The 23,592-nt window shown below is 70.7% G+C and carries 26 protein-coding genes and 1 riboswitch; of the genes, 4 read left to right on the top strand and 22 right to left on the bottom strand.

The annotated features are described in order from the left end of the window. Positions 1 to 12: 12 nt before the first annotated feature. The 13 genes from argH to ACSDQ9_RS12060 all read right to left on the bottom strand — a co-directional run bounded on the left by argH (position 13) and on the right by ACSDQ9_RS12060 (position 13,360). On the bottom strand, positions 13 to 1,446 hold the full coding sequence (gene argH, locus ACSDQ9_RS12120; protein WP_435147376.1) for an argininosuccinate lyase: 1,434 nt from the start codon (positions 1,444 to 1,446) through the stop codon (positions 13 to 15). After that, positions 1,443 to 1,967: an arginine repressor gene (gene argR, locus ACSDQ9_RS12115; RefSeq protein ID WP_435147375.1), complete on the bottom strand. Its 525-nt coding sequence runs from the start codon at positions 1,965 to 1,967 to the stop codon at positions 1,443 to 1,445. The genes argH and argR overlap by 4 nt, the downstream gene beginning before the upstream one ends. Next, complete coding sequence (locus ACSDQ9_RS12110; protein WP_435147373.1) at positions 1,964 to 3,190, bottom strand: acetylornithine transaminase; 1,227 nt, start codon at positions 3,188 to 3,190, stop codon at positions 1,964 to 1,966. The genes argR and ACSDQ9_RS12110 overlap by 4 nt, the downstream gene beginning before the upstream one ends. Further along, positions 3,187 to 4,131 carry an acetylglutamate kinase gene (argB, locus tag ACSDQ9_RS12105; protein WP_435147371.1) on the bottom strand — a complete coding sequence of 315 codons (945 nt, stop codon included), beginning with the start codon at positions 4,129 to 4,131 and terminating at the stop codon, positions 3,187 to 3,189. The genes ACSDQ9_RS12110 and argB overlap by 4 nt, the downstream gene beginning before the upstream one ends. After that, positions 4,128 to 5,312, bottom strand: a complete 1,185-nt coding sequence (argJ, locus tag ACSDQ9_RS12100; RefSeq protein WP_435147387.1) for a bifunctional glutamate N-acetyltransferase/amino-acid acetyltransferase ArgJ — start codon at positions 5,310 to 5,312, stop codon at positions 4,128 to 4,130. Before argJ ends, argB begins: the two co-directional genes overlap by 4 nt. A gap of 35 nt (positions 5,313 to 5,347) precedes the next feature. Continuing rightward, positions 5,348 to 6,391, bottom strand: a complete 1,044-nt coding sequence (argC, locus tag ACSDQ9_RS12095) for an N-acetyl-gamma-glutamyl-phosphate reductase (RefSeq protein WP_435147369.1) — start codon at positions 6,389 to 6,391, stop codon at positions 5,348 to 5,350. Positions 6,392 to 6,500: 109 nt separating this feature from the next. Further along, the gene (pheT, locus tag ACSDQ9_RS12090) at positions 6,501 to 9,032 is read right to left on the bottom strand and encodes a phenylalanine--tRNA ligase subunit beta (RefSeq protein ID WP_435147367.1); all 2,532 of its coding nucleotides are present in this window, start codon (positions 9,030 to 9,032) and stop codon (positions 6,501 to 6,503) included. Continuing rightward, entirely contained in the window at positions 9,029 to 10,138 is a 1,110-nt protein-coding gene (gene pheS / locus ACSDQ9_RS12085) for a phenylalanine--tRNA ligase subunit alpha (RefSeq protein ID WP_435147365.1), read from the bottom strand. Before pheS ends, pheT begins: the two co-directional genes overlap by 4 nt. Positions 10,139 to 10,328: 190 nt before the next feature. Further along, complete coding sequence (locus tag ACSDQ9_RS12080; RefSeq protein WP_435147363.1) at positions 10,329 to 11,144, bottom strand: TrmH family RNA methyltransferase; 816 nt, start codon at positions 11,142 to 11,144, stop codon at positions 10,329 to 10,331. A gap of 16 nt (positions 11,145 to 11,160) precedes the next feature. After that, positions 11,161 to 11,526: a 50S ribosomal protein L20 gene (gene rplT / locus ACSDQ9_RS12075; RefSeq protein ID WP_435147361.1), complete on the bottom strand. Its 366-nt coding sequence runs from the start codon at positions 11,524 to 11,526 to the stop codon at positions 11,161 to 11,163. Between the two features lie 31 nt (positions 11,527 to 11,557). Continuing rightward, positions 11,558 to 11,770 carry a large ribosomal subunit protein bL35 gene (locus ACSDQ9_RS12070; RefSeq protein WP_435147359.1) on the bottom strand — a complete coding sequence of 71 codons (213 nt, stop codon included), beginning with the start codon at positions 11,768 to 11,770 and terminating at the stop codon, positions 11,558 to 11,560. Between the two features lie 87 nt (positions 11,771 to 11,857). After that, positions 11,858 to 12,496: a translation initiation factor IF-3 gene (gene infC, locus ACSDQ9_RS12065; protein ID WP_435147357.1), complete on the bottom strand. Its 639-nt coding sequence runs from the start codon at positions 12,494 to 12,496 to the stop codon at positions 11,858 to 11,860. 291 nt (positions 12,497 to 12,787) lie between these two features. Then, a complete protein-coding gene (locus tag ACSDQ9_RS12060) occupies positions 12,788 to 13,360 on the bottom strand; it encodes an SseB family protein (protein WP_435147355.1) in 573 nt (190 codons plus the stop codon). Between the two features lie 118 nt (positions 13,361 to 13,478). Between ACSDQ9_RS12060 and ACSDQ9_RS12055 the strand changes: the two genes are divergently transcribed. Next, a complete protein-coding gene (locus ACSDQ9_RS12055; protein WP_435147353.1) occupies positions 13,479 to 13,985 on the top strand; it encodes a hypothetical protein in 507 nt (168 codons plus the stop codon). A 19-nt stretch (positions 13,986 to 14,004) separates the two neighbouring features. Here ACSDQ9_RS12055 and ACSDQ9_RS12050 read toward each other — a convergent pair whose 3' ends face one another. The 6 genes from ACSDQ9_RS12050 to ACSDQ9_RS12025 all read right to left on the bottom strand — a co-directional run bounded on the left by ACSDQ9_RS12050 (position 14,005) and on the right by ACSDQ9_RS12025 (position 18,643). After that, entirely contained in the window at positions 14,005 to 14,481 is a 477-nt protein-coding gene (locus tag ACSDQ9_RS12050; protein WP_435147351.1) for a PH domain-containing protein, read from the bottom strand. Continuing rightward, complete coding sequence (hisG, locus tag ACSDQ9_RS12045; RefSeq protein WP_435147347.1) at positions 14,469 to 15,341, bottom strand: ATP phosphoribosyltransferase; 873 nt, start codon at positions 15,339 to 15,341, stop codon at positions 14,469 to 14,471. Before hisG ends, ACSDQ9_RS12050 begins: the two co-directional genes overlap by 13 nt. Positions 15,342 to 15,350: 9 nt before the next feature. Next, positions 15,351 to 15,617 carry a phosphoribosyl-ATP diphosphatase gene (locus ACSDQ9_RS12040; RefSeq protein ID WP_435147345.1) on the bottom strand — a complete coding sequence of 89 codons (267 nt, stop codon included), beginning with the start codon at positions 15,615 to 15,617 and terminating at the stop codon, positions 15,351 to 15,353. Positions 15,618 to 15,686: 69 nt separating this feature from the next. Further along, positions 15,687 to 16,379, bottom strand: coding sequence for a nicotinamide riboside transporter PnuC (gene pnuC / locus ACSDQ9_RS12035; protein WP_435147343.1), 693 nt, complete (start codon positions 16,377 to 16,379; stop codon positions 15,687 to 15,689). Positions 16,380 to 16,458: 79 nt separating this feature from the next. Continuing rightward, positions 16,459 to 16,596, bottom strand: a riboswitch (FMN riboswitch). Between the two features lie 86 nt (positions 16,597 to 16,682). Next, the gene (gene mshC / locus ACSDQ9_RS12030; protein WP_435147342.1) at positions 16,683 to 17,948 is read right to left on the bottom strand and encodes a cysteine--1-D-myo-inosityl 2-amino-2-deoxy-alpha-D-glucopyranoside ligase; all 1,266 of its coding nucleotides are present in this window, start codon (positions 17,946 to 17,948) and stop codon (positions 16,683 to 16,685) included. A 5-nt stretch (positions 17,949 to 17,953) separates the two neighbouring features. Beyond that, entirely contained in the window at positions 17,954 to 18,643 is a 690-nt protein-coding gene (locus ACSDQ9_RS12025; protein WP_435147340.1) for a GNAT family N-acetyltransferase, read from the bottom strand. 212 nt (positions 18,644 to 18,855) lie between these two features. On the opposite strand from ACSDQ9_RS12025, the gene ACSDQ9_RS12020 reads away from it, so the two are divergent. Continuing rightward, entirely contained in the window at positions 18,856 to 19,707 is an 852-nt protein-coding gene (locus ACSDQ9_RS12020) for a serine protein kinase RIO (RefSeq protein WP_435147338.1), read from the top strand. 136 nt (positions 19,708 to 19,843) lie between these two features. On the opposite strand, the gene ACSDQ9_RS12015 is transcribed toward ACSDQ9_RS12020, so the two are convergent. The 3 genes from ACSDQ9_RS12015 to ACSDQ9_RS12005 are packed head-to-tail and all read right to left on the bottom strand — an operon-like array spanning position 19,844 to position 22,033. Beyond that, positions 19,844 to 20,737 carry an SCO1664 family protein gene (locus ACSDQ9_RS12015; RefSeq protein WP_435147336.1) on the bottom strand — a complete coding sequence of 298 codons (894 nt, stop codon included), beginning with the start codon at positions 20,735 to 20,737 and terminating at the stop codon, positions 19,844 to 19,846. Then, positions 20,730 to 21,278 carry a DUF3090 family protein gene (locus ACSDQ9_RS12010; RefSeq protein WP_435147335.1) on the bottom strand — a complete coding sequence of 183 codons (549 nt, stop codon included), beginning with the start codon at positions 21,276 to 21,278 and terminating at the stop codon, positions 20,730 to 20,732. The genes ACSDQ9_RS12015 and ACSDQ9_RS12010 overlap by 8 nt, the downstream gene beginning before the upstream one ends. Further along, a complete protein-coding gene (locus tag ACSDQ9_RS12005; RefSeq protein ID WP_435147333.1) occupies positions 21,275 to 22,033 on the bottom strand; it encodes an MSMEG_4193 family putative phosphomutase in 759 nt (252 codons plus the stop codon). The genes ACSDQ9_RS12010 and ACSDQ9_RS12005 overlap by 4 nt, the downstream gene beginning before the upstream one ends. Before the next feature lie 18 nt (positions 22,034 to 22,051). On the opposite strand from ACSDQ9_RS12005, the gene ACSDQ9_RS12000 reads away from it, so the two are divergent. Beyond that, positions 22,052 to 22,549 carry a GNAT family N-acetyltransferase gene (locus ACSDQ9_RS12000; RefSeq protein WP_435147331.1) on the top strand — a complete coding sequence of 166 codons (498 nt, stop codon included), beginning with the start codon at positions 22,052 to 22,054 and terminating at the stop codon, positions 22,547 to 22,549. Positions 22,550 to 22,627: 78 nt separating this feature from the next. Continuing rightward, complete coding sequence (locus ACSDQ9_RS11995; RefSeq protein WP_435147385.1) at positions 22,628 to 23,590, top strand: aldo/keto reductase; 963 nt, start codon at positions 22,628 to 22,630, stop codon at positions 23,588 to 23,590. Positions 23,591 to 23,592 lie beyond the last annotated feature (2 nt).

Below are 23,592 nucleotides of genomic sequence, written 5' to 3'. Positions count from 1 at the left end.
CCGAGGGAGGCCTCAGCTGGCCGCGAAGGCTCGCGCCTGCCCCAGGGCCACTGAGAGCTCGTCCAACTGCTCGCGCACCCGCGCCGGAGCCGTGCCGCCGCGACCGTCGCGGGATGCCGTCGACCCCTCGATGGTGAGCACCGAGCGCACCTCCCCCGTGAGCGCCGGCGAGATCTCGGCCAACTGCTCGTCGGAGAGCTGCTCGAGCTCAAGACCCTGGGACTCGCAGTACTGAACGGCTCGTCCGGTGATCTCATGGGCCTCGGCGAAAGGCACCCGCCGGCGCACCAGCCAATCGGCCATGTCGGTGGCCAGCGAGAATCCCCGCGGTGCCACCTCGGCCATGCGGTCGTGGTGGAAGGTGAGGGTGCCCACCATGCCTGCCACGGCCGGCAGCAGCACGTGCAGCTGATCGACGGCGTCGAAGATCGGCTCCTTGTCCTCCTGCAGGTCACGGTTGTAGGCCAGCGGCAGCCCCTTGAAGGTCGTGAGCAGGCCGGCGAGGTGGCCGACAAGTCGTCCGGCCTTGCCACGGGCCAGTTCGGCGACATCGGGGTTCTTTTTCTGCGGCATGATGCTCGAGCCGGTCGACCAGGCATCGTGCAGGGTGGCGAACCCGAACTCGTGGGTGCACCACAAGATCACATCCTCACTGAGGCGCGACAGGTCGACGCCGATCTGCGCCAGCACGAAGGCCGCCTCCGAGACCAGGTCTCGGGCCGCCGTGCCGTCGATCGAGTTGGGCACCGAGGAGTCGAAGCCCAATTCGTGCGCAACCCGCTCGGGATCGAGCCCCAGCGACGTGCCCGCCAGCGCGCCCGAGCCGTAGGGGCTCACCGCCAGTCGTCCGTCGAGGTCGCGCAGGCGCTGCAGGTCACGCACCAGCGGCCAAGCGTGGGCCAGCAGGTGGTGGCTGAGCAGCACCGGCTGGGCCGACTGCAGATGCGTGCGTCCGGGCATCACGGCGCCGAGGTTCGCTGTCGCCTGGTGGTGCAGGGCGTCGACCACGGCGGCGACGTCGAGGCTGAGCGAGCGCACTTGCTCACGCAGCCAGCGCCTGATCAGCGTCGCGATCTGGTCATTGCGGCTGCGGCCGGCGCGCAGTCGTCCGCCCAGCTCGGTGCCGACGATGTCGCGCAGTCCGCGTTCGAGGGCACCGTGCACGTCTTCGTCGGTGGGGGCCGCGACGAAGGCACCCGACACCACGGCCGCCTCGAGCTCGTCGAGGCCGGCCAGCATGCGGGCGCGCTCGTCGTCGGTCAACAGTCCGGCGGCGGCGAGGGCCCCCGCGTGGGCCCGCGAGCCCGCCAGGTCGTGCCGGGCAAGCCGCCAGTCGAACTGGGTCGAGACCGACAGCGCGAACATGGCGTCGGCCGGTCCACCGGCGAAGCGCCCGCCCCAGAGTCGTCCCTGCTGATGCGCGCCCGACTCGTTGCCCTCGCTCATGCGTCCACTCTCCTGGGGGTGCGTGCCGTGCCCGCCAGCGCGAGCAGTCGTTCCGCGACCACGGACCCACCGTCGGCCGCGCGGCTGATGATCATGATGGTGTCGTCCCCGGCGATGGTGCCGAGCACGTCGTCCCAGTTTGCCCGGTCGAGCGCCGACGCGAAGTACTGGGCCGCGCCGGGGGGCGTGTGGGCCACCGCCAGGTTCGCCGAGGCGTCGGCCGAGATCAGCAGTTCGGTGCACACCCGGGCCAGCTTCTGGTGGGCGGCATCGCGATCGCCGGTGGCTTCGTCGGGCAGTGTGTAGACGACCGAACCCGACGCCGATCGGGTGCGGACGGCGCCGAGCTCGAGCAGGTCCTTCGAGACGGTTCCCTGGGTCACGGCGACCCCCTCGGCCGCCAACAGGTCGGTCAGTTCGGTCTGGCTCGCCACCTCGTGCGACCGCAGGATCGAGGCCACCAGACCCTGCCGGGCCGTGCGCGAGGGCCCCCGGTCGGCACCGGGCCCCCCGACCGTCACGACCGCACTCCTCGCAGCGCCTCGGCCAGGGCGCGGACGAACGACGCGATCTGCGCCTCGGTGATGATCAAGGGCGGCGCCACCCGAATCACGTTCGGACGAGGGGCGTTGACGATGAAACCGGCCTCGAGCAGCCGGTCGACGACGGGTGCGGCGACCTCGGCGGACAGCACGATGCCCCGCAACAGGCCGGCTCCCCTGACCTCGACCACGAGCGGGTCGTCGAGCGCGGTCACCTCGGCGGCCAATTGCTCACCGCGCTCGACGGCGTTGGCCAGCAGTCCGTCGCGCTCGATCACGCCGATCACCGCCAGACCGGCAATGGCCGCCACCGGGTTGCCGCCGAAGGTGGTGCCGTGCTGACCGGGTTGCAGCAGGGTCGCGGCTCGTCCGATGCCCACGCAGGCGCCCACCGGGAAACCGTTGCCGAGCCCCTTGGCCAGCGTGACCAGGTCGGCGGTGACCCCCTCGGAGGCCAGCCACCGGCCGGTGCGACCCATGCCGGTCTGCACCTCGTCGAACCACAGCAGCGCACCGGTGGCGTCGCAGAGCTCGCGGGCCTTCGCCAGGTAGTCGGCGGGTGGCACCACGACCCCGTTCTCGCCCTGGATGGGCTCGATCACCACGGCGGCGGTCTGCTCGTCGACGGCGGCGGCCAGGGCCTCGGAGTCGCCGTACGGCACGAAGGTGACCTCACCGGGCAGCGGCTGGAAGGGGGCGCGATACTTCTCGTTCGCAGTGATCGCGAGGGCACCCATCGTCCGACCGTGGAAGCTGCCCTCCATGGCCACGATGCGGGTGCGGCCCGTCAACCGGGTGAGCTTGAAGGCCGCCTCGTTGGCCTCGGTGCCCGAGTTGGTGAAGAACACCCGGGCCGATCCCGGCTCGGCACCGGGAGCGACCAGGTGGGTCAGCTTCTCGGCCAGGGTCACCTGAGCCGGCGTGGCGAAGAAGTTCGAGACGTGCCCCAGGGTCGACAACTGCGAGGTGATCGCCGACAGCACCGCCGGGTGGGCGTGCCCCAGCGCGGTCACGGCCAGCCCGGAGAGCAGGTCGAGGTACTTGGTGCCGGCGTCGTCCCAGACGTGACACCCCTCACCCCGGACGAAGACCCGCTTGGGCCCGCCGAAGGCGTTCATCATCACCTGCCCGTATCGCTGGGCCAGCGCCGGGGTGCCCGCCTCGGGGGTCTGGGTCAGGTCGGCTGCGGTGGGCTGGCTCATGAGGTCTCCTGCTGCTGGCTGTCGTCGATAACACTGTCGTCGATAACACTGCTGTCGAACACAAGGGTGCCGATGCCGTCGTTGGTGAAGATCTCGAGCAGCAGGCAGTGCTGAATGCGCCCGTCGATGATGGTGGCGCGCGGCACGCCCGCGGTGACGGCCCGCAGGCAGGCCTCCATCTTGGGCACCATGCCCGATTCGAGCGAGGGCATCAGGGCGCGCAGCTCGTCGGCCGAGATCTGGGTGATCACGTCGGTCGAGGCCGGCCAGTCGGCGTACAGGCCGGCGACGTCGGTCATCATCACCAGTCGCTCGGCACCCAGCGCGACCGCGAGCGCGGCGGCGGCGGTGTCCGCATTGAGGTTGTGCACCTCGCCCTCGGCATTGGGTGCCACCGACGCGACCACCGGAATGCGCCCCTTGTGCACCAGATCGAGCACGCCGTCGGCCCGTACCGACTCGACGTCGCCCACCAGGCCGAGGTCGACGTCCTCACCGTCGATCTCGACCCCGCGACGCACCGCCGTGAACAGGCCACCGTCCTCCCCCGACATGCCGATGGCGAACGGCCCGTGGGCGTTGATGAGACCGACGAGCTCCCGCCCGACCTGCCCCACCAGCACCATGCGGACGACCTCCATCGCCTCGGGCGTGGTGACCCGGAAGCCGCCCCGGAACTCCGAGGAGATGTCGAGTCGCTTGAGCATCGACGAGATCTGCGGGCCGCCGCCGTGCACCACCACCGGCAGCACGCCGCAGCGGCGCAGGAAAACGATGTCTTCGGCGAAGGCCTTCTTCAGGTCATCGTTGATCATGGCGTTGCCGCCGTACTTGATCACCACGATCTTGCCGGCGTACTCACTCAGCCAGGGCAGCGCCTCGATCAGGGTGGCGGCCTTGTCCTGCAGGGCTTGGGTGTCGTCTGCGCGCAGGCGGCTCATGTGGAGTACTCCGAGTTCTCGGTGACGTAGTCGTGGGTGAGGTCGTTCGTCCAGATGGTGGCCTCGTGGTCGCCGGCGTGCAGGTCGACCTCGACCGTGACCTGGCGCGGGCCGAGGTCGACGAGGTCGCGATCGTCACCGACGGCGCCGGCCCGGCACACCATCACCTGGTTGAAGCTGACGTCGAGTGCCTCGGGGTCGAAGACGGCATCGGTGGTGCCGATGGCCGCCAGAGCGCGCCCCCAGTTGGGATCGCCACCGTAGATGGCGCACTTGAACAGGTTGTTGCGCGCGATCGAGCGGCCGACGACCACGGCATCGCGCTCCGAGGCCGCGCCCCGCACCACGATGCTGATGTCGTGGTGGGCCCCCTCGGCGTCGCCCAGCAGTTGCTGCCCGAGGTCGGCCAGCACGGCCGTCAGCGCCTCGGTGAACACCGAGGGTTCGACGGTGATGCCCGAGGCTCCGGAGGCGAGCAGCAGCACGGTGTCATTGGTGCTCATGCAGCCGTCGGAATCGAGCCGGTCGAGGGTGACCCCGGTGGCGGCCCGCAGGCTCTCGTCCAGCACCTGGGGGCTCAGGTCGGCATCGGTGGTGACCACGACGAGCATGGTGGCCAGCGCCGGCGCCAACATGCCCGCACCCTTGCCCATCACGCCGATCGACCAGCCGTCGGGGTGGGTGAACTCGGCGGTCTTCGAGACCGTGTCCGTGGTCATGATGGCCGTCGCGGCCTGCGGCCCCTGATCGGACGAGAGTCGGGTGACCGCCTCGTCGACGCCGGCCAGCAGGCGATCCATCGGCAGCCGCACCCCGATCAGGCCGGTCGAGCACACCCCGACATGGGTGGCCTCGAGCCCGAGCGCTGTGGCCACGTGTTCGGCCGTCGCGCGGGAGTCGGCGTACCCGCCCGCCCCGGTGCAGGCATTGGCCCCGCCGGAGTTGAGCACCACCGCATCGAGGCGCCCATCGGCGACGGCCTCGCGCGACCAGACCACGGGCGCGGCGACGACCCGGTTGGTGGTGAAGACGGCCGCGGCCGCCGTGGCCGGCCCGTGGTTGACCACCAGGGCCAGATCGGGGCGGCCCGACGGCTTCAGCCCGGCGGTGACGCCAGCGGCCGAGAACCCGCGCGGGTGGGTGACCCCGGCGCCGCCCCGAGAAACGGTGGCCTGCGCCACGGTGACCCGGGGAGCCGATGAGGACGAGGTGCTGGTCACGGTGCGACTCCGATCGCCGACAGGCCGGTGCCCTCGGGCAGCCCGAGCGCGAGATTCATGGACTGGATGGCTCCGCCGGCGGTGCCCTTGGTCAGGTTGTCGAGGGTCGCGACGGCCACCAGCCGGTTGACGGACTCGTCGACGGTCACCTGCACCTGCACCGCGTTCGAGCCGATCACGTGCTGGCTCTGCGGCCACTGCCCCTCGGGGAGCACCCGGACGAAGGGTTCGTCGGCATAGGCGTCGAGATAGATCTGCCGCACCTGGTCGGCGCTGGGCACGCCGTCGCTGCCCGGGCTGAGCGGGGCCGTGCAGACCGCGAGGATGCCCCGCGACATCGGCACCAGCAGCGGGGTGAAGCTGACGCTCGGGTCGGGGGCGCCCAAGCGGCGCAGGTTCTGCAGGATCTCGGGAGTGTGCCGGTGGAGTCCCCCGACCCCGTAGGCCGACGCCGAACCGAACAGTTCGGCGCCCAGCAGGTGGGCCTTGGCGGCCTTGCCCGCACCGGACGACCCCGAGGCCGCGGCCACCGTGACGTCGGCGCCGGTGATCAGCCGACCGGTGACGGCCGGCAGCAGCGCCAGGGTCGCGGTGGTCGGATAGCACCCGGGCACCGCGATCCGGGTGGCGCCAGCCAGTTGCTCGCGCTGACCGGGGAGCTCGGGCAGCCCGTAGGGCCAGGTGCCCGCGTGGTCACTGCCGTACCAGCGAGCCCAGTCGTCGGGGTTGACCAGCCGGAAGTCGGCGCCGGCGTCGATCACGACCGCGGCGTCACCGAGCTGGGCCGCGACGGCTCCCGAGGCGCCGTGCGGCAGGGCCAGGAAGACGACGTCGTGCCCGGCAAGATTCTCCGCGGTGGTGTCGAGCACCTCACGATCGGCCAGCGGGGCCAGGTGCGGGTGGTGAAGACCCAGCTGGGTGCCCGCGGACGAATGGGCCGTCAACGCCCCGATCTCGATCTCGGGGTGGCCGAGCAGCAGGCGCAGCAGCTCTCCCCCGGCGTACCCGGTGCAGCCGGCGACGGCAACAGTGAAGCTCATGGAATAAGTATGCCGTGCTCGGCATACTTATTCCACAACGTCCGTCCTCCGAGATGGCCCCGGACAAACCGAGAGGCCCCGGACAACCCGAGAGGCCCCAGGCAACCCGTCAGGCCCGGTGCACGGCTCCGAAGCGCTCCACCGCCACGGCCACCGCCCGATCGCGGGCAGCGGCGGCGTCGGCATCGGTGAGCGTCTGCTCCCCGCGCAGCCGCAGCGCGAACGCCAGCGACTTCTTGCCCGACCCCACCTGCTCCGAGCGGTACACGTCGAACAGGTGCACCGCGTCGAGCAGGTCGCCCGCACCCTCGACGAGGGCGGCCTGCGCCTCGCCGGCAGGCACCGACTCGTCGACGATCAGCGCAACATCCTCCTTGGCCACCATGGCCGTGCGCAGCGGGGCGATCTCCCCACTGGCCGGTGCGGCCGCGAGCAGCGCGTCGAGGTCGAATTCGACCGCGGCCGTGCGCTCGGGTGCTCCCCAAGCCTTCAGCACGGTCGGGTGCAGCTCACCGGCGTGACCGATCACCCTGCCGTCGACCAGCAGTTCGGCGCAGCGCCCCGGGTGCCAGGGTTCGTGCTCGGCGTTGCGGCGCTCGAGGCGCAGCCCCACCGACGCCGCCACAGCATCCGCCAGGGCAACGACGTGGGTCCAGTCGGCGGGCACCGCGGCGCCACGCCAGCCGGCCGCCCGCCACTGCCCCGTCACCACGGCCGCCAGCAGGCGCGGTTGGTGCGGAAGGGCGGCATCCAGCGCAGCGATCTCGTCGTCACTCGGCCGAGCGGCGACGTCGGGCATCGGGGCGGCCACCGGCTCGTCCAACCGCTGGAAGACGCTGCCCACCTCGAACAGGGCAAGGTCGTCCTGCCCACGCGAGGTGTTGCGGGTGACGGCGGTCAGCAGGCCGCCCAGCAGGGTGGTGCGCAGGTACGGTTGCGCGTCCGACAAGGGGTTGTGAAGTCGAACCGCCGCCAACCGGGGGTCACCCTCGGGCAGCCCCAGCCGCGCCAGCTCGTCGTCCGAGACGAAGGGCAGCGTGATCAACTCGACGAAACCGGCGTCGGCGGCCGCCCGGCCGACCGTGCGTCGGCCGCGCTGCCGGGGGGTCAGACCGCGACCCGACGTGCTGATCGGCAGGATCGAGCCGATGCGGTCGAAGCCGACCTTGCGCCCGACCTCCTCGACGTAGTCGTACCGGTCGACCAGGTCGCCTCGCCAGGTCGGGGGCACGAGGCGGAGTTCGGCCCCGACCACCTCGACCTCACACCCACTGGCGCGTAGCACGTCGATCACCTCGTCATGGGCGAGGTCGGCGCCGAGAACGGTCGCGGGCAGGTCGATCGGCAGACGTTGCGCGGGCATCTGCCGCGGGCCACCGACCACGGTCGCCTCGGACGACACGCTGCCGCCGCCGAGCTCGGCCATCAGATGGGCGGCCCGCTGGGCGGCGGCCCAGGCGAGGGCCGAGTCGACGCCCCGCTCGAACCGCTTGCTGGCCTCGCTGGGCAGCTTGTGCGCACGGAAGGCCCGGGCGACGGTGACGGCGTCGAACGTGGCCGCCTCGAGCACGACCGTGGTGGTGGTGTCGGTGACCTCGGTCGAGGCACCGCCCATCACGCCGGCCAGACCGATCGGCCCGGAGTCGTCACAGATCAGCAGGTCGTCGCCGGCGCGCAGGTCGCGGGTGACGTCATCCAGGGTGACCAGCTTCTCGCCCTCACCCGCGCGGCGCACCACGATCGGGCCCTGCAGCTTGGCCGCGTCGTAGGCGTGCAGCGGCTGCCCCGACTCGAGCATCACGTAGTTGGTGATGTCGACCACCAGCGAGATCGCGCGCATGCCCGAGGCCTCGAGCCGGCGCACCATCCACGTCGGCGACGGCCGATTCGGGTCGATGCCGGTGATGGTGGTGGCGGTGAACAGGCTGCAGGCCGCCTGGTCGTCGACCCGCACGGGGTGACCCGACGAGACCTCCGCCGGCACCGGCGCGGCATAGGGGTCGACGAACGGCACCTGGAACGCCTGCGCGGTCTCCCGCGCCAGGCCGCGCATGGAGAGGCAGTGGCCGGTGTCGGGCGTGATGTCGGCGTCGATCACCTCGTCGCGGGCGCCCAGCACGTCGAGGGCATCCTCGCCGAGCATCAGCGGTCGTCCGTCGATCTCGTCGGCGAGCACGATGATGCCGGCGTGGTCGGTGCCCAGGCCCAGCTCGTCCTCGGCGCAGATCATGCCGTCGGAGACGTGTCCGTAGGTCTTGCGGGCCGCGATGGCGAAGCCACCCGGCAGCACCGAACCCGGCAGTGCGACCACGACGTGGTCGCCCACGGCGAAGTTCGGGGCGCCGCAGACGATGCCCCGGCCCGGGGCCACCTCGCCGAGGGTCGGGTCGACCCCTGCCGGCTCGTTGTGCTCGGGGCCGACGTCGACGCGGCACCACCGAATGGTCTTGCCGTTCTTCTGCTGCTCCTCGACGAAGGCCAGCACCCGGCCGATGACGACCGGTCCGCTGACCTCGCCACCGGTGACCTCGACGCGTTCGACGTTGAGACCGGCGGCTGTCCAGCGCTCGGCGATCGCCGCGGTGGTGACGTCGGCCGGCAGCTCGACGAGTTCACGCAACCAGGAAACGGGGGCCTTCATCGTGCTCCTCCCAGCAGTGAGCGGCTGAAACGGATGTCGCCCTCGACGAAGTCGCGCAGGTCGGAGGCGTTGTTGCGGAACATGACGGTGCGGTCGATGCCCATGCCGAAGGCGATGCCCGAGTAGACGTCGGGGTCGACACCGGCGGCGATCAGCACGCGGGGGTTGACCACCCCGCAGCCACCCCACTCGATCCAGCCCTCGGAGCGGCACGTGCGGCAGGGACGATCGGGGTTGCCGACCGAGTCACCGTGGCAGACGAAGCACTCGAGATCGATCTCGGCGCTCGGCTCGGTGAACGGGAAGTAGTGCGGACGAAGCCGGGTCTCGATGTCACCGAACAACGAGCGCGCCAGGTGGTCGAGGGTGCCCTTCAGGTGGGCCATCGAGATGCCCTTGTCGACCACGAGGCCCTCCAGCTGGTGGAAGACCGGCAGGTGGGTCGCGTCGTACTCGTCGGCGCGGTAGACCTTGCCCGGGCAGACGATGTGAATCGGCAGGTCGCGCGACAGCAGCGTGCGGGCCTGCACCGGCGAGGTCTGGGTGCGCATCAGCACGTGATCGGCCAGCGGCTCGACGAAGATCGTGTCGGTGAGCCCACGGGCCGGGTGGTCGGGGCCGGTGTTGAGGGCGTCGAAGTTGAGCCACTCCGCCTCGAGCTCAGGGCCCTCGGCTACCTCCCAGCCCAGGTTGAGGAAGACGTCGCTCATCAGATCCATCATCGCCGTCAACGGGTGGATGGCGCCCTCGGGGTGCTGCTCCACGGGCACCGTCATGTCGACGCGCTCGGCCACCAGCCGCGCCGCGAGCTCGGCCTCGGCGAGGTCGTACTGACGAGCGGTGACGGCCTGGTTGACCTGGCCGCGGGCGCGGCCCATGCGCTGGCCCGCGTCCTTGCGGGCCTGGGGTGGCAGTGCCCCGATCTCACGGTTGGCCAGCGCCAGCGGCGACTTGTCGCCGGCGTGGGCCAGGCGCGCTGCCTTCAGTTCATCGGTGGTGGTGGCCGCGGCGATCGCGGCGAGGGCCTGGGCCACCATCTCGTCGATCTGGTCGGCCTTCAGGGGGGTGACCTGCACAGGGTCGTAGTTGGTGTTCGGCCCGCTCATGGGGCGCCATCCTTTCGGCAGGGGGAGGAGGTGGGTCGGTTCTCCCCCGACCGGTCACCGCGGGTCAGGACGCGTCGCGCTCCCCGCGGCCAACCGGCCGGGGGCACTGAAATCGCTGTCCACACATGGTGGTGACTCTAGCAGTCCGACCGCCGTCGACCCGAGCCGGTTTCACCCCGCCGAGGCCGGGTCAGCGTGCCCGCTGGGCGCTGGCCGTGGCGTACAGGCAGACCGCCGCGGCCGTCGACAGGTTGAGCGACTCCGCCTGCCCCCACATCGGCACGCCCACGACCTCGTCGGCGAGCGCACGGTCCTCGGCCGGCAGACCCCAGGCCTCGTTGCCCATGATCCAGGCCGTCGGGCCGGACAGGCCACCGGAATGTTCCAGTTCGTCGAGGGACGAGCCTCCCCCATCGGCCGCCAGCACGCGCAGGCCTCGTCCGCGCAGGTGGGTGACGGCTTCCTCGAGAGTCACCCCCGTGACGACGGGCAGGTGGAAGATCGAGCCGACCGACGCCCGAACCGTCTTCGGGTTGTGCAGTTCGACCGACCCCTTGGTGAGCACCACCAGGTCGGCCCCGAAGGCGTCGGCGCAACGGATGACGGTGCCGGCATTGCCGGGGTCACGCACCTGCGAGCAGATCACGACCAGCCGGGGCTCGGGGGCGTCGGCCCAGTCGGCCTCGAGTTGGCGGCAGATGGCGAAGATGCCCTGGCTGGTGACGGTGTCGGCCAGCTGGGCGGTGTCGGACGAGGTGGCCCGCCAGCACAGGTCGGGGTTCGCCTGCGACAGCAGTTCGGCATGCCGGGAGGGGTCCTCGACCAGGACGGCCTCGACCAGCTCGGGGTGGCGCAGCGCCTCGCGCACGGCCTGGATGCCCTCGACCAGGAAGCGGCCCGTCTCGTCGCGGCCACGCCGCTGCAGAAGCTGACGAGCCGACCGCAGCTGCCCCTTCGAGATGAGGGGGAAGCCTGCGGTCGGCTCGGTCTGGGATTCGTCAGTCACGAAAGGACGAACCGGCTCAGGCGGCGGCCGGCTGGTTGTCCTTGGCGACCTGCACCAGCGCGTTGAAGGCGGTGACGTCGTTGACGGCGAGCTCGGCCAGGATCTTGCGATCGACCTCGATGCCGCCGTTCTTCAGACCGTTGATGAAACGGTTGTAGGTCATGCCCTCGGCGCGGCAGGCAGCGTTGATGCGCTGGATCCACAGCGAACGGAAGTCGCCCTTCTTGGCGCGGCGATCGCGGTAGGCGTAGGTGGCCGAGTGCAGCAGCTGCTCCTTGGCCTTGCGGTAGAGGCGCGAACGCTGACCGCGGTAGCCGGATGCGAGCTCCAGAACCTCGCGACGCTTCTTCTGCGCATTCACAGAACGCTTGATGCGTGCCATGGTGTTTCTCCTTGGTGGTGGTTCGGGAGGGTCAGCGACCCAGCAGCTTCTTGATGGTCTTGGTGTCGGCGGCCGAGACCTCGACCATGCCGCTCTTCTGGCGGTGCTTGTTGCGGCTGCCAGTGGTGGGGGCCGAGGCGAACGCAGCGCCGGACTTGCGGCCGGCCTGCAGGCGCATGATCTTTCCGGATCCGGTCACCTTGAAGCGCTTCTTGGTTCCCGAGTGCGTCTTGTTCTTGGGCATGTCGCCGCTCTCCTGTCGTGTGGTGGGCGGATCCGGACGAACCGGATCCGGGTCCTGGCGGGTGAGCCCGCCAGAGGATCGGGTGTCTCAGACGTCGATGTCGGCGTCCAAGTTGTCGGCCGGGCCCCGCTTCTTCTTCGGGGTGGCCGTGGCCTGGTGCGCGGCGCGCACCTCGGCCTCGTGGGCCCGCTCGGCCTCCTGGTCGGCCTGACGCGAGGCCATGCGGCGATCACGCTCGGCCTGCACGTCGGCGCGGGCTTCGGTCTTCTTGCGGGTCGGGCCGAGCACCATCAGCATGTTGCGGCCGTCGAGCTTGGGCGCCGACTCGACGAAACCGAACTCGGCCACGTCGTCGGCCAGCCGCTGCAGCAGGTTGACGCCGAGCTCCGGGCGCGACTGCTCGCGACCGCGGAACATGATGGTGATCTTGACCTTGTCGCCAGCCTTGAGGAAGCGGACGACGTGGCCCTTCTTGGTGTCGTAGTCGTGCTGGTCGATCTTGGGACGAAGCTTCATCTCCTTGATGACCGTGTTCGTCTGGTTGCGACGCGACTCACGTGCCTTCTGGGCGGCCTCGTACTTGAACTTGCCGTAGTCCATGAGCTTGACGACCGGCGGGCGTGCCTGGGGCGCGACCTCGACGACGTCGAGATCGTGCTCGCGCGCCAGCTGGAGCGCCTGCTCCATGCGGACGATGCCCACCTGTTCGCCGGCAGGGCCGACCAAGCGGACCTCCGGAACGCGGATCCGCTCATTGATGCGGGGTTCGGTGCTGATGTGTCCTCCAAAGTTGTGGTGACTGGCGATCGGTACGGCGTGACTGGACGACGAAAAGGCCTCCGCGCATGCGAAGGCCTGAGGCATCAGAGGTGCCGAGGACGACGAACGCGAACGTTCGTCCCAGCTCAGCGCCGCTGGGTACCGACCCGTCGAACCTGGGCTCGAATCGGGTGGGAGGTCAGGCCCCCACTTGTGCGGATCCGTCACGAGGACCGATCACCGAGGAACCATGTTACCTCACGGTGCGGGATTGACCGAATCGGGCCCGCGCCACTCCCTGTGGGTGGTCTCGACCTGGGCCCACCCGAAACCGCCGTCGGAGAGCTCCACCAGCCGGCGGCCGCTCGCGAGTTCGGCCACCAGGTCGTCCAGCACCGTCAGCGGGTGCGGGCCGGCGGGGTCGACCACCAGCACCTCGGCGCCGGCTTCGGCGACGGTGGCGGCCAGATCGTCCAGGGTGCAGGGCACCGGACGCGCGCGCCCGTTGCCCTGCCCGGCGGCGGCGGCCCAGACCTCCAGGGAGTCGAGCCCCGAGAACGCGATCAGTGCTCGTCCCCCCTCGGGATGGACGAGCGTGACCGCCCCCATCTCGGCCTGGCGATCGGGGTCGGGGCCGGTCGGGCCACCCGGCAGGGACGACTCGTCGCCGGTGGAGACGACCGGCAGCAGCAGGCGGGCACCGCCCAGGGCCGCGACGGCGCGCAGGTAGCCGGTCTGCCCGTCGGCCTCGGCGAGCCGTGCGCGGACGAGGGGGTCGGGTCGTCCGTCGTCGTCGAGCCACGCGGCGTTGGGCTGGGAGAGCTGTCGCACACCCCGAGCCTACGCACCGGGCTCCCGCTGGGGGGAATCCCCCGCCCGTCCCCCCATCGGCCCCGGCCCGCCCGCCACGCGCGCGCCCGCGCGAGGGTGCGTGTGTCAGGCTGGGCGCATGGACATCTTCACGTGGACCGTGGTCGCCACCGTCGTGCTCTCGCTGATCTGCGCGGGCGGGGCGCTCTACTCGCACCTGCGGGGGCACGGGCCTCGTCCGGTGTTGCGCTGGGCCGCCCTCGGCCTCGTGCCGATCGGCCTGCTGATCACCGGCGCGATGCGTCCCGTGGTGATCGGCGCCCAGGCGGTCGGTCAGTACTTCCAGCACGCCACCCTGACCCTGGCGATGATCATCGGGTTGTCGATCATCGGCGTCGCCGCCCTGGTGTACGTGGTCGCGGGGCGCCTCAGCCCGCGCACCCGCCAGCAGGCCAAGCAGGTGAGGGCGTCCCGTCGCGGAGGTGCCGTGCCGGCCGGGCAGGCGCCGGCCGTCACGCGTGGGGCCGCGGGTCAGTCGGTGGCGCCGGGCGCTCCGGCCGCACGCGGGGGACGCGTCGCGTCCGCACCGGTGGACGACGAGATGGCCGAGATCGAGGCGCTGCTGAAGAAGCGCGGCATCGAGTGATCCGTGGACGCCGTGACCGTCAGCCGACCCGGTGGGCGGCGGCCAACTCGCGCAGTTCCCTGACCCTCGCCTGAGCGACGTCGGCACCCTCGGCCCGCTGGATGGCGAGCAACATCGCGGTCTCACCATCGGGGTGCTGGTCCGAGGGGGACAGCGTCAGGTAGGCCCAGGCGTCGCCCTCACCGATGCCGACGCTGGCGACCTCGTCCCACGCGTACCGGTGGGTGGCGAGCACGTTGCGGACGACCAGACCCTCGGCGGTCGCGACGGCCTTCGACAGGCCGATGGCCAGCATCAGGGCCACCATGAACACCACGAAGAAGATCAGGGTCGCCAGTTGCGGCCAGGTGAACTGGGCCCGCACGCGCGCGTCCATCATGAACCAGCCGAAGCCTGCCGCCGCCAGCAGCAGCACCGACAGGCTGACGGCGGTGCGCAGCACGGGCTTGGAGCGGAAGACGCGCCGCTCCCCCGCCGCCAGGCTCACAGCCGGCACGCCGACAGCTCGGTGATCAGGATGGCGCGAGCGCCGGTGTTCCACAGCTCGTCCATCAGCCGCTGGGCCTCGGCCTGCGGAACCAGCGAGCGCACGGCATTCCAGCCCGGCTTGGCCAGCGACGACACCGTCGGGCCTTCGAGACCCGGGGTGAGGGCGCAGGCAGCCTCGAGGAACTCGTCGGAGACGTCGTAGTCGACCAGCACGTAGTCGCGCGCGACCAGCACCCCCGACAACCGACGCAGGAACTGGTCGATCTGGGGGGTGTGCTCGAGTCCGTCGCGCTCGATGAGGATGCCCTCCGAGATGCAGATCGGCTCCCCGAACAGTTCCAGCCCGGCCTTGCGCAGGGTCGTCCCGGTCTCGACGACGTCGGCGATCGCGTCGGCGACCCCCAACCGAATGGACGATTCCACCGCCCCGTCGAGCTTGATCAGGCGGGCGCTGACACCGCGCTCGGCGAGGTAGGTCTCGACCAGGCCCGGGTAGGAGGTGGCGATGCGGGTGCCGTCGAGATCGGCCACCGTCCAGGTCGCACCTCCGGGGGCGGCGAACCGGAATCGGGAGCGTCCGAAGCCGAGCCCCATCATCTCGGTGGCCGTGGCGCGCGAGTCGAGCAGCATGTCGCGACCGGTGATGCCCAGGTCAAGCGTGCCCTCGCCCACGTACACGGCGATGTCGCGGGGGCGCAGGTAGTAGAACTCGACACCGTTGCGCTCGTCGAGCAGCACCAGCTCCTTGGTGTCGTTGCGGGTGCGGTAGCCCGCTTCCCGCAGCATCTGCACGGCGGAGTCGGACAGCGACCCCTTGTTCGGCACCGCGATCTTGAGCAGGGACGAGGGCGTGGTCTGGTCGGGCATGAGCGATCCTCAGAGGTACTTGTAGACGTCGTCGGTCGAGAGGTCGAGGGCCAGCATCATCACCTGCAGGTGGTAGAGCAGTTGGCTGATCTCTTCGGCGGCCTCGTCCTTGGACTGGTACTCGGCGGCCATCCAGACCTCGGCGGCCTCTTCCACTACCTTCTTGCCGATGGCATGCACGCCGGCATCGAGTCGGGCGAGGGTCCCCGATCCCTCGGGGCGGGTGGCGGCGGTGTGGCTCAGCTCGGCGAAGAGCTCATCGAAGGTCTTGCTCACGTGGCCTGAGCCTACCGGGGTGGGACGAACCGCCCCACCCCGGTGGCATCAGCGAGACGCCCGGGAGCGTCAGGGGGTGGCGGTCGCCGCACCCGCCCGCTCCACGGAACCCTCGCGGCGTTGCACCCGCAGCCAGGTGATGAACCCCCACACCACGAAGGCGCCGTAGATCACGTACATCAGGGCGCTCGGGTAGTACTGCGCCTTCCACAGCAGCGGCACGCCCACGATGTCGACGGCGATCCAGATCAGCCAGAACTCGGTCCACCCGCGGGCCATGCCGTAGGTGGCGAGGATGGAGCCGGTCAGGATCCAGGCGTCGGCCGCAGGCCCCCACGAGCCGAGCGCCTTCAGCACGAAGTAGCCGGCCACGAACAGCACCACGGCCGCGACCAGCAACTGCAGACGACCGGCGCGTCCGGCCCAGCGCGGCTGCACGCCCACGCCCTCGTCCGCGTGGTGACGACGGTAGGCGGCCCACACCACCCAGCCGTAAACCGAGGTGATCAGGAAGAAGACCTGGCGGCCGGCCTGACCCCACAGGTCGAGGTTCTGGGGAGTGTGGAAGACACCGCCGAGGAAGACGGTGAACAAGATGATGTTGCCGATGATGCCGATCGGCCAGGCCGCGACCTTGCGTCGCATGCCCAGCACGGCAGAAGCCAACCCGAAGACGTTGCCGATGATCTCGCGCCACAACATGGGCTTGCCGAGACCGACATTGAGTTGGGCATCCAGCAACCGGGTGAGGAGGTCGAACATGAGTGGTTCCTTTCGCACGGTTGCAGCGATGCACCGGGGCGAAAAGATCCCACCGGGCATGCGGGCATGCCGGTCGGACCTCGTGTTCCTCCCATCCGGACTTTCACCGTCGGTACTGGAATTCCACCAGTTCAACCTCGGTGGTGGGTCACCCCACCAGCCTCGGGTCGCGGACTGTCACCGCCGGCTCGGACTTTCACCGACCCCGGAACACAAGCTGCGTCGCCTGTCGGCGACCAGATGATTCTGGCAGGTCCAACGACGCAGCGGCCACTCTTGTTCCCGCCGTGGGACGGCGACGGTTCAGAGGGTGATGCCCAGCAGGGCGTCGAGGGCGACGACCACCTGCTCGGGCGACTCGCCGTCGGCAGCGCCGGCCAGCGTCTGCTCGGCCCACGCATCCACCGCTGCGAGGGCGGCCGGGGCGTCCAGATCGCTGCGCACCGCGGTGCGCAGGGCCGAGATCAGCGGTGCCACGGGGGCGACGGACGACGCCGAGGCCGCCTTCCGCCAGGTCGCGAGGCGAGCCTCGGCGGCCGTCAACTGGTCGGGCGTCCACTCCCAGTTCTCGCGATAGTGATGGTTGAGCAGGGCCAGCCGGATGGCCATGGGCTCGGCTCCTGCCTCGCGCAGCCGCGAGACCAGCTCGAGGTTGCCCTTCGACTTCGACATCTTCTCGCCGTCGAGCGCCACCATGCCCGAGTGGACGAAGGCGTCGGCCAGGGGCTCCCCCGAGGCCACGACCGCCTGCGCGGCACACATCTCGTGGTGCGGGAAGGCGAGGTCGGAGCCACCGCCCTGCACGTCGAAGTGCGGGCCGAGGTAGCGCAGCGCGATGGCCGTGCACTCGATGTGCCAGCCTGGGCGGCCCTCGCCGAACGCCTCCGACGGCCAGTGCGGTTCGCCCTCGCGGCGCTGTCGCCAGACCAGACAGTCGAGCGGGTTGCGCTTGCCCTCCCTCTCGGGATCGCCACCCATCTCGGTGAACTTCGCCAGCGCGGCGTCGTGGTCGAGGTGGCCGACGCCACCGAACCCGGGGGCGCGGGACACGTCGAAGTACCAGTCGGGGAACTCGGGGTCGTCCACCTGATAGATGGCACCCGACCCCGACAGCGTGCCCAGCAGCGCCAGCACGCACGGGACGCACTCGACGGCACCGATGTAGTGGTCGGGCGGGATCACCCGCAGGGCCTCCATGTCGGTGCGGAACAGGTTGGTCTGATCAATGGCCAGTTCCTCCCAGTGCACGCCGGTCTCGTCAGCGCGCTCGAGCAGGGGCTCGTCCACGTCGGTGACGTTCTGGGTGTAGTTGACCTCGAGGCCGAGATCGCGCCACGCGCGGTTGACCAGGTCGAACGACAGGTAGGTGTTGGCGTGGCCGAGGTGGGTGGCGTCGTAGGGCGTGATGCCGCACACGTACAGGCGGGCGAGACCACCGCCGTGCTCGTCGGGCACCGGGCCGACCTGGACGGCGGCGTCCCGCGCGGTGTCGTGCACCGTCAGCCGGGAGGGGGCGTCGGGGGTGGCGACGGTGACACGGGGAACGTTCGGACGGGTCCAAGCCTGCATGGCCCTCAGCCTAGCGACGGCCCCCCGTGCGGAGACGGCCCGGTCCAGCCATCCACGCGTGCCCTCAGCCGGGAGCGAACAGCGGGCCACTCGTCCACGATCACCGAGAACACGGCGGCGTCGCGCCAACTGCCGTCGGCGCGCCGCTGGTCGCGTCGGGTGATGCCCTCGAAGGTGGCACCGATGCCGGCGATGGCGCGGCGGGAGCGTTCGTTGATCGAGTCGGCCTGGATGCGCACCCGCCCCCAGCCGTGATCGAACAGGTGGCCGAGCAGCAGCAGCTTGGCCTCGGGGTTCACGACGGTCCCCCACGCCTGCGGTGCGTAGGCCGTCCAGCCGAGGTGGCAGCGCTCTTTGGCCGGTTCGAACTCGCCCACCGAGGTGGTGCCGACGCACCTGCCGTCCCACCTGACCAGGTAGGTCAGTCCGGACGACCGCAGCCCGGGCAGATAGCCGGCGAGCAGGGCGGCCAGCGCCGCGGGATCGTCGGTCCAGGCGGCCGGGCCGCCTCCCCAGCCCGCGGCGAACGTCTCGGGTCGGCCGATGGCGGCCACCAGTTCGTCCATCACCTCGGACGAGGAGTCGGGGCCCAGTGGTTCGAGGGTGACGTGCGGGCCGACCAGGGCGACGGCGGGCGGCGGGTCGGGCACGGGGCCTGGGGTCATGGGCCGTGGGGTCATGGGCCTTGTGGTCATGGGCCGACTCTGTCACGCCCTCGTTCGCCGTTATTCGCGTGACAATCCGGCGGACGAGTGCCTACGCTGTCGCCCACGCCCGCCCACGAGGGGCGCGCCCGCTGGAAGGAGGACGCCATGGCCCATGCACGGCTGCATGCCCATCACGTATTCGTCCTCGGAGGCGCTGCCTGAATCACAGCCCTCCGGACCCCTTTCCAGGAGTTCACGCTGTGAATGCTTCTTCCTTCGACTGGTCATCAGTCGATCTCACCTTCGGCGACACCGACCTGAACGACGGTGAACGCTGGTCGACCTGGCCCGATCGCGACGTCACCCAGGGCCCCGACCCGATTCCCGACTGGGTGGTGCAACACGAGGCCGCCCGCGACACCGATCTCGGCGTGCTCAAGACCGGCAAGGAGGCCGATGCCCACCTGCTCGAGCGTGCCCTCATTCCGGAGGAACGCACCGGGGCTGTCGGCGAATGGTCGCTCCTGGTGGCCAAGCGCTACCGCGCCCACGACCACCGTTCCTTCGTCGGGTTCGACACCTATCTGGCGGGAATCCGCCAGCGGGAGACGCGCGAGACCCGCGCCAAGCGCAAGGGCACCGACCTCGGCCGGCAGGTGGCCGTCGCCGAGTGGGCGGTGCGCGAGTTCGGGCTGCTCTCGCGGTTCTGGCTGGCCGGCCTGCCGGTGCCCTACCCGGTGCAGGTGTACGGCACCGAGCTGTTGATGGAGTTCATCGGCGACCCGGACGAGGGGCAGGCGGCACCGCGATTGGTGCAGGTCTCGCCCACCCGCGAGGAACTGGTCGACCTGGCCGCGCAGGCCCGAGCGGTGGTCGTGGGGTTCGCCTCACTCGGCTGGGTGCACGGTGACCTGTCGCCCTACAACACGCTGGTGCACGACGGCCGACTGTGGGTCATCGACGTGCCCCAGGCGGTCGAGTTGGTGATCCACCCGCAGGCCAACGAGTGGCTGCTGCGCGACTGCACCAACCTGTGCGACTGGTTCAACCGCAAGGGACTCGACGAAGACCCGCAGGACTGGTTCGCCCAGGCGGTGGCCGCCGCCTGGTGAGTCACCAACTTCTACACCGTGGCTCGGGTGACCCCGCGAAAACAGGGATCACCCGAGCCACGGTGTAGAAGTTTGCGTTCGACGCCGGTTCGGGCTGGAAGGAGTCGGGGAATCGCACTCGTGGGATCGGGCCATCTCAGATGGGCGGCCACGGAATGGTGCGCCAGCCCTCGTCCGGCTGCTCGGGGAAGGTGCCGGCCGCCAGAGCGGCGGTCACCCGCTCATGCGTGGCATCGAGCTCGGCGTCGGTCAGCCACGGCGACAGGGCCTCGTCGGCCACCTCCAACGTGCGCCGCAGCAGGCTCACCTCGGCTGGGCTGAACGGCTCCCCGGCCCACCCCCACAGAATCGTGCGCAGCTTCGGGTCGGCGTTGAAGGTGAGCCCGTGGTCGGCGCCGAAGACGGCCTCGGTCACCCCGTCCGCCGCCCGGCGGTGCAGCACATGACCACCCTTGCGGTCGGCGTTGTTGGTGACCACGTCGAACAGGGCCAGCCGACGCAACAGCGCGTGATTCGCGTGCACCAGGGCGATGTCGCGGTCCTGCTCGTCGGCGCCCACGACCATGCCGAACCAGTCGTCGGGCACCTCGTCGACGAGCACCAGGGCGGCCAGGTCATCGACCGCGTCGTCGACCCAGTGCTGCACCGAGCCGACACCGAACGGACCCTCCGCCCGGCAGGTGAAGGGCACGCAGTCGAAGCCGGCGGCTCGGGAGAGGTCGTGCGCAGCGATCTCTCGTTGCCCCAAGGTTCCCGTCGGGAAGTCGTGCAGCGGGGCCTCCCCGCGCAGCGGCTTGTAGACCCAGCGGCGGCCGGATTCGTCCGCCACCAGGAAGGTCGCATTCGATGCGCGGACGAGCCGGCCGACGATCTCGAGCTGGCCCACCGGCGGTGTCGCCAGTTCGGGGGTGGCCCCGGGTGGTTGGGTGAGATCGAACTCCTCGGGGCCGGTTTCCTCGGGGCCGGACTCCTCGGTACCGGTCTCCTCAGGCCCGCTCCCCTCGGGCGAACTCTTCTCAGGGTCAGTCACGGGCGAAGAGGGGCCGTCGGTAGCCGTTGGCGCGCGGGCAGATGTGTCCGTCGGGGTTGATCGGCTGCAGGCAGAACGGGCAGGCCGGTCGTCCCGACTCGACGAGCGCCCGCGACCGGGCCACGAACTGGCGTGCCTCGGCGGTGGTCAGGCGCAGGTCGACCGAATCGCCCGACTCCTCCCCCTCGTCGTCGATGCTGAACAACTCGATGGCGATCTTCCCGCGGCCGGAATCCCAGGCAAGGGCCATCGAACCGACGCGGAACTCCTCATCGAGGGGCTGGTCGAGGGGTTCGAGGTCGTCGGCCACGTCGACGTGCGGGGCCACCACGACGGTGGCATCGTCCAGCAGTTTCTCGAGCTCGTCCATGATGCGCTCCAGGTGCTCGGCCAACACCTGCACCTGCTCCTTCTCGAGCCCGACGCTGACGATGCGGTTGCCCTCGCGCACCTGCAGGTAGAAGGCGCGCTGGCCCGGCTGACCGATGGTGCCCGAGACGAAGCGGTCGGGATCGTGGAAGCTGTGGATCGCCCTGCTCATGGCCTCACCCTAGAAGATGGCTCCACCTCGGCGTCGCCGCCCGCGGGTTGGTCAGCCTCCCCGGTGGCCCCGGTTCCGCCCCCGACCTGCCCGCCCGCGGCCGTCGGCGGACGCACGAACGCTCTCAACGGCCCGGCCACCCCGTTGACGCACGCCACCCGCACGATGCCCCGTTCCTCGGTGGCATCCGGCGGCGGCAGGTGGACCACCGACGTGGAGGCCGGGTCGACCATCAGCGACTGCACCCGGTCGTAGTCCATGCCCAACGCCCAGGTCAGCAGCCCGTTGATCGGGTCGCCATGGCTGACCAGCAGCCAGACGGCCTCCGCGGGCAGGCGTGCGTTCCAGTCGAGCACCGTCTCGACCATGCGCTCGCGCACCGCCAACATGCGCTCGCCGCCGGGAAACTCGGCGGTGCTCGGCGACGTCTGCACCGTGGCCCAGCCGGGTTCGGTGGCCAGTTCCTTCAGCGGACGGCCCGACCACTGCCCGTAGTCGGTCTCCTGCACGCGGTCGTCCGTGGTGACCTCGGTGTCGATCCCGGCCCGGTCGAGCGCGATCCTGATCGTCTGCTGGCACCGCTCGAGCGGTGAACACACGACGGCCGCGGGCTGCACACCCGCCAGGCGGTCACCCAGAGTCTCGGCCTGCTGTCGCCCGACGTCGTCGAGGACGATGCCGGGGGTGCGACCGGCCAGGGTGCCGGCCGCATTGGAGGTGCTGCGGCCGTGACGGATCAGAACCAGGGTGCTCATGTCGGCGAGACTAGTCGCATGCTGCGTGCCGCCGTCGTCGCCGACGCCCCCCAGATCGCCGAACTGCACCGGCTGGGCTGGGAGGCCTACCGCGGCCTCGTCGACGACCGGGTGCTCGCCGAGACGCCCGAGTCGTCCGACGCGTGTTTGGCCCGGTGGACGTCGCAGCTGCAGCCCGGACGAGCCACCCGGGTGCTGGTGGACGACGAGGCCGGGATGCTGCGCGGGTTCATCAGCTGCGGGCCGACCGCCGACCCCGACCTGTCCGGAAAGGTTGGGGCCGACGAGGTGTGGGACCTGTGGGTGCATCCCGACCACCGGCGGGCGGGGGTCGGGGCCGCGCTGCTGACCCAGGTGCTGCGGGAGTCGCGTCGTCCGCTGGTGGTGTGGGTACTCAACGAGAACACCGACGGCATCCGGTTCTACCAACGCGAAGGGGCCAGGTGGGACGGACTGATGCGCACCGAGGTCGTGAACGGCGTGGAACTGACCCTGTTGCGCCTGCTGTGGAAGTGAGGGGTCTGGCCGTGACGCAGTGGGGGTGTGGCAGACCTTCTCGGGCCCGGCATGGCTAGGGTGTCGGGAGTGAAGGGCATGCAGGAACGCCACGTCGGCGCATCGGGACTGAAGGTGTCGGCCCTGGGACTGGGCACGATGACCTGGGGTCGCGACACCAGTCCCGAGGTGGCCCGCATGCTGCTGCGCGAGTTCGTGGCCGGCGGCGGCACGTTGGTCGACACCGCACCCGCCTACGGTCAGGGCGTGGCCGAGAAGATCATCGGCAAGGCGATCCACACCGACCTCCGCCGCGACGATCTCGTGATCGCCACGAAGGCGGGATTCGGATTGCACGACGGGCGCAGGGTGGTCGACACCTCGCGCCGGGCCATGCTGAACGATCTCGCGGAGTCGCTGCGGCGACTGCACACCGACCACGTCGACCTGTGGCAGGTGCACGCCTGGGGCGATGCCCCCCTGGACGAGACGCTGGCGGCCCTCGACCACGCCGTCAGCCAGGGCATGACCCGCTACGTGGGCGTCTCCAACTTCGTGGGCTGGCAGACCGCGCAGGCGGCCACCTGGCAGCGCGCGGTTCCCGGACGAGCGCAGGTCGTCTCGGCGCAGGTCGAGTACTCGCTGCTGGCCAGGCGCGCCGAGGTCGAGGTGGTGCCCGCCGCCCAGGCGCTCGGGCTGGGGGTGTTGGCCTGGTCGGCGGTCGGGCGCGGTGTGCTGACCGGCAAGTACCGCACCGGCACCCCCCGCGACAGCCGCGGTGCCCTCGAACACTTCTCCTGGTTCGTCGAGCCGTACCTGGAACCGAAACCACGCGCCATCACCGATGCCGTCGCGCTGGCCGCCGAGGGCCTGGAGCTGACCCCGGCCCAGGTGGCGCTGCTCTGGACCAGGGATGCCCCCGGGGTGGCGTCGGCACTGATCGGCCCGCGCACGCCCGCCCAGTTGGCGGAACTGTTGGCGGTCGTCGGCGTGAACCTGCCGGCCGAGATCACCAGGGCGCTGGACGACGTCTCCGGTGGCCCGAACGTGGGTCGCGCCTGAGC

Origin of the sequence: Aestuariimicrobium soli, from assembly GCF_051192575.1 — a bacterium.
Classification (GTDB): Bacteria; Actinomycetota; Actinomycetes; order Propionibacteriales; family Propionibacteriaceae; genus Aestuariimicrobium; species Aestuariimicrobium soli.
Note: the sequence above shows the minus strand (reverse complement) of the source record. Positions and strands in the feature narration are given on the sequence as shown.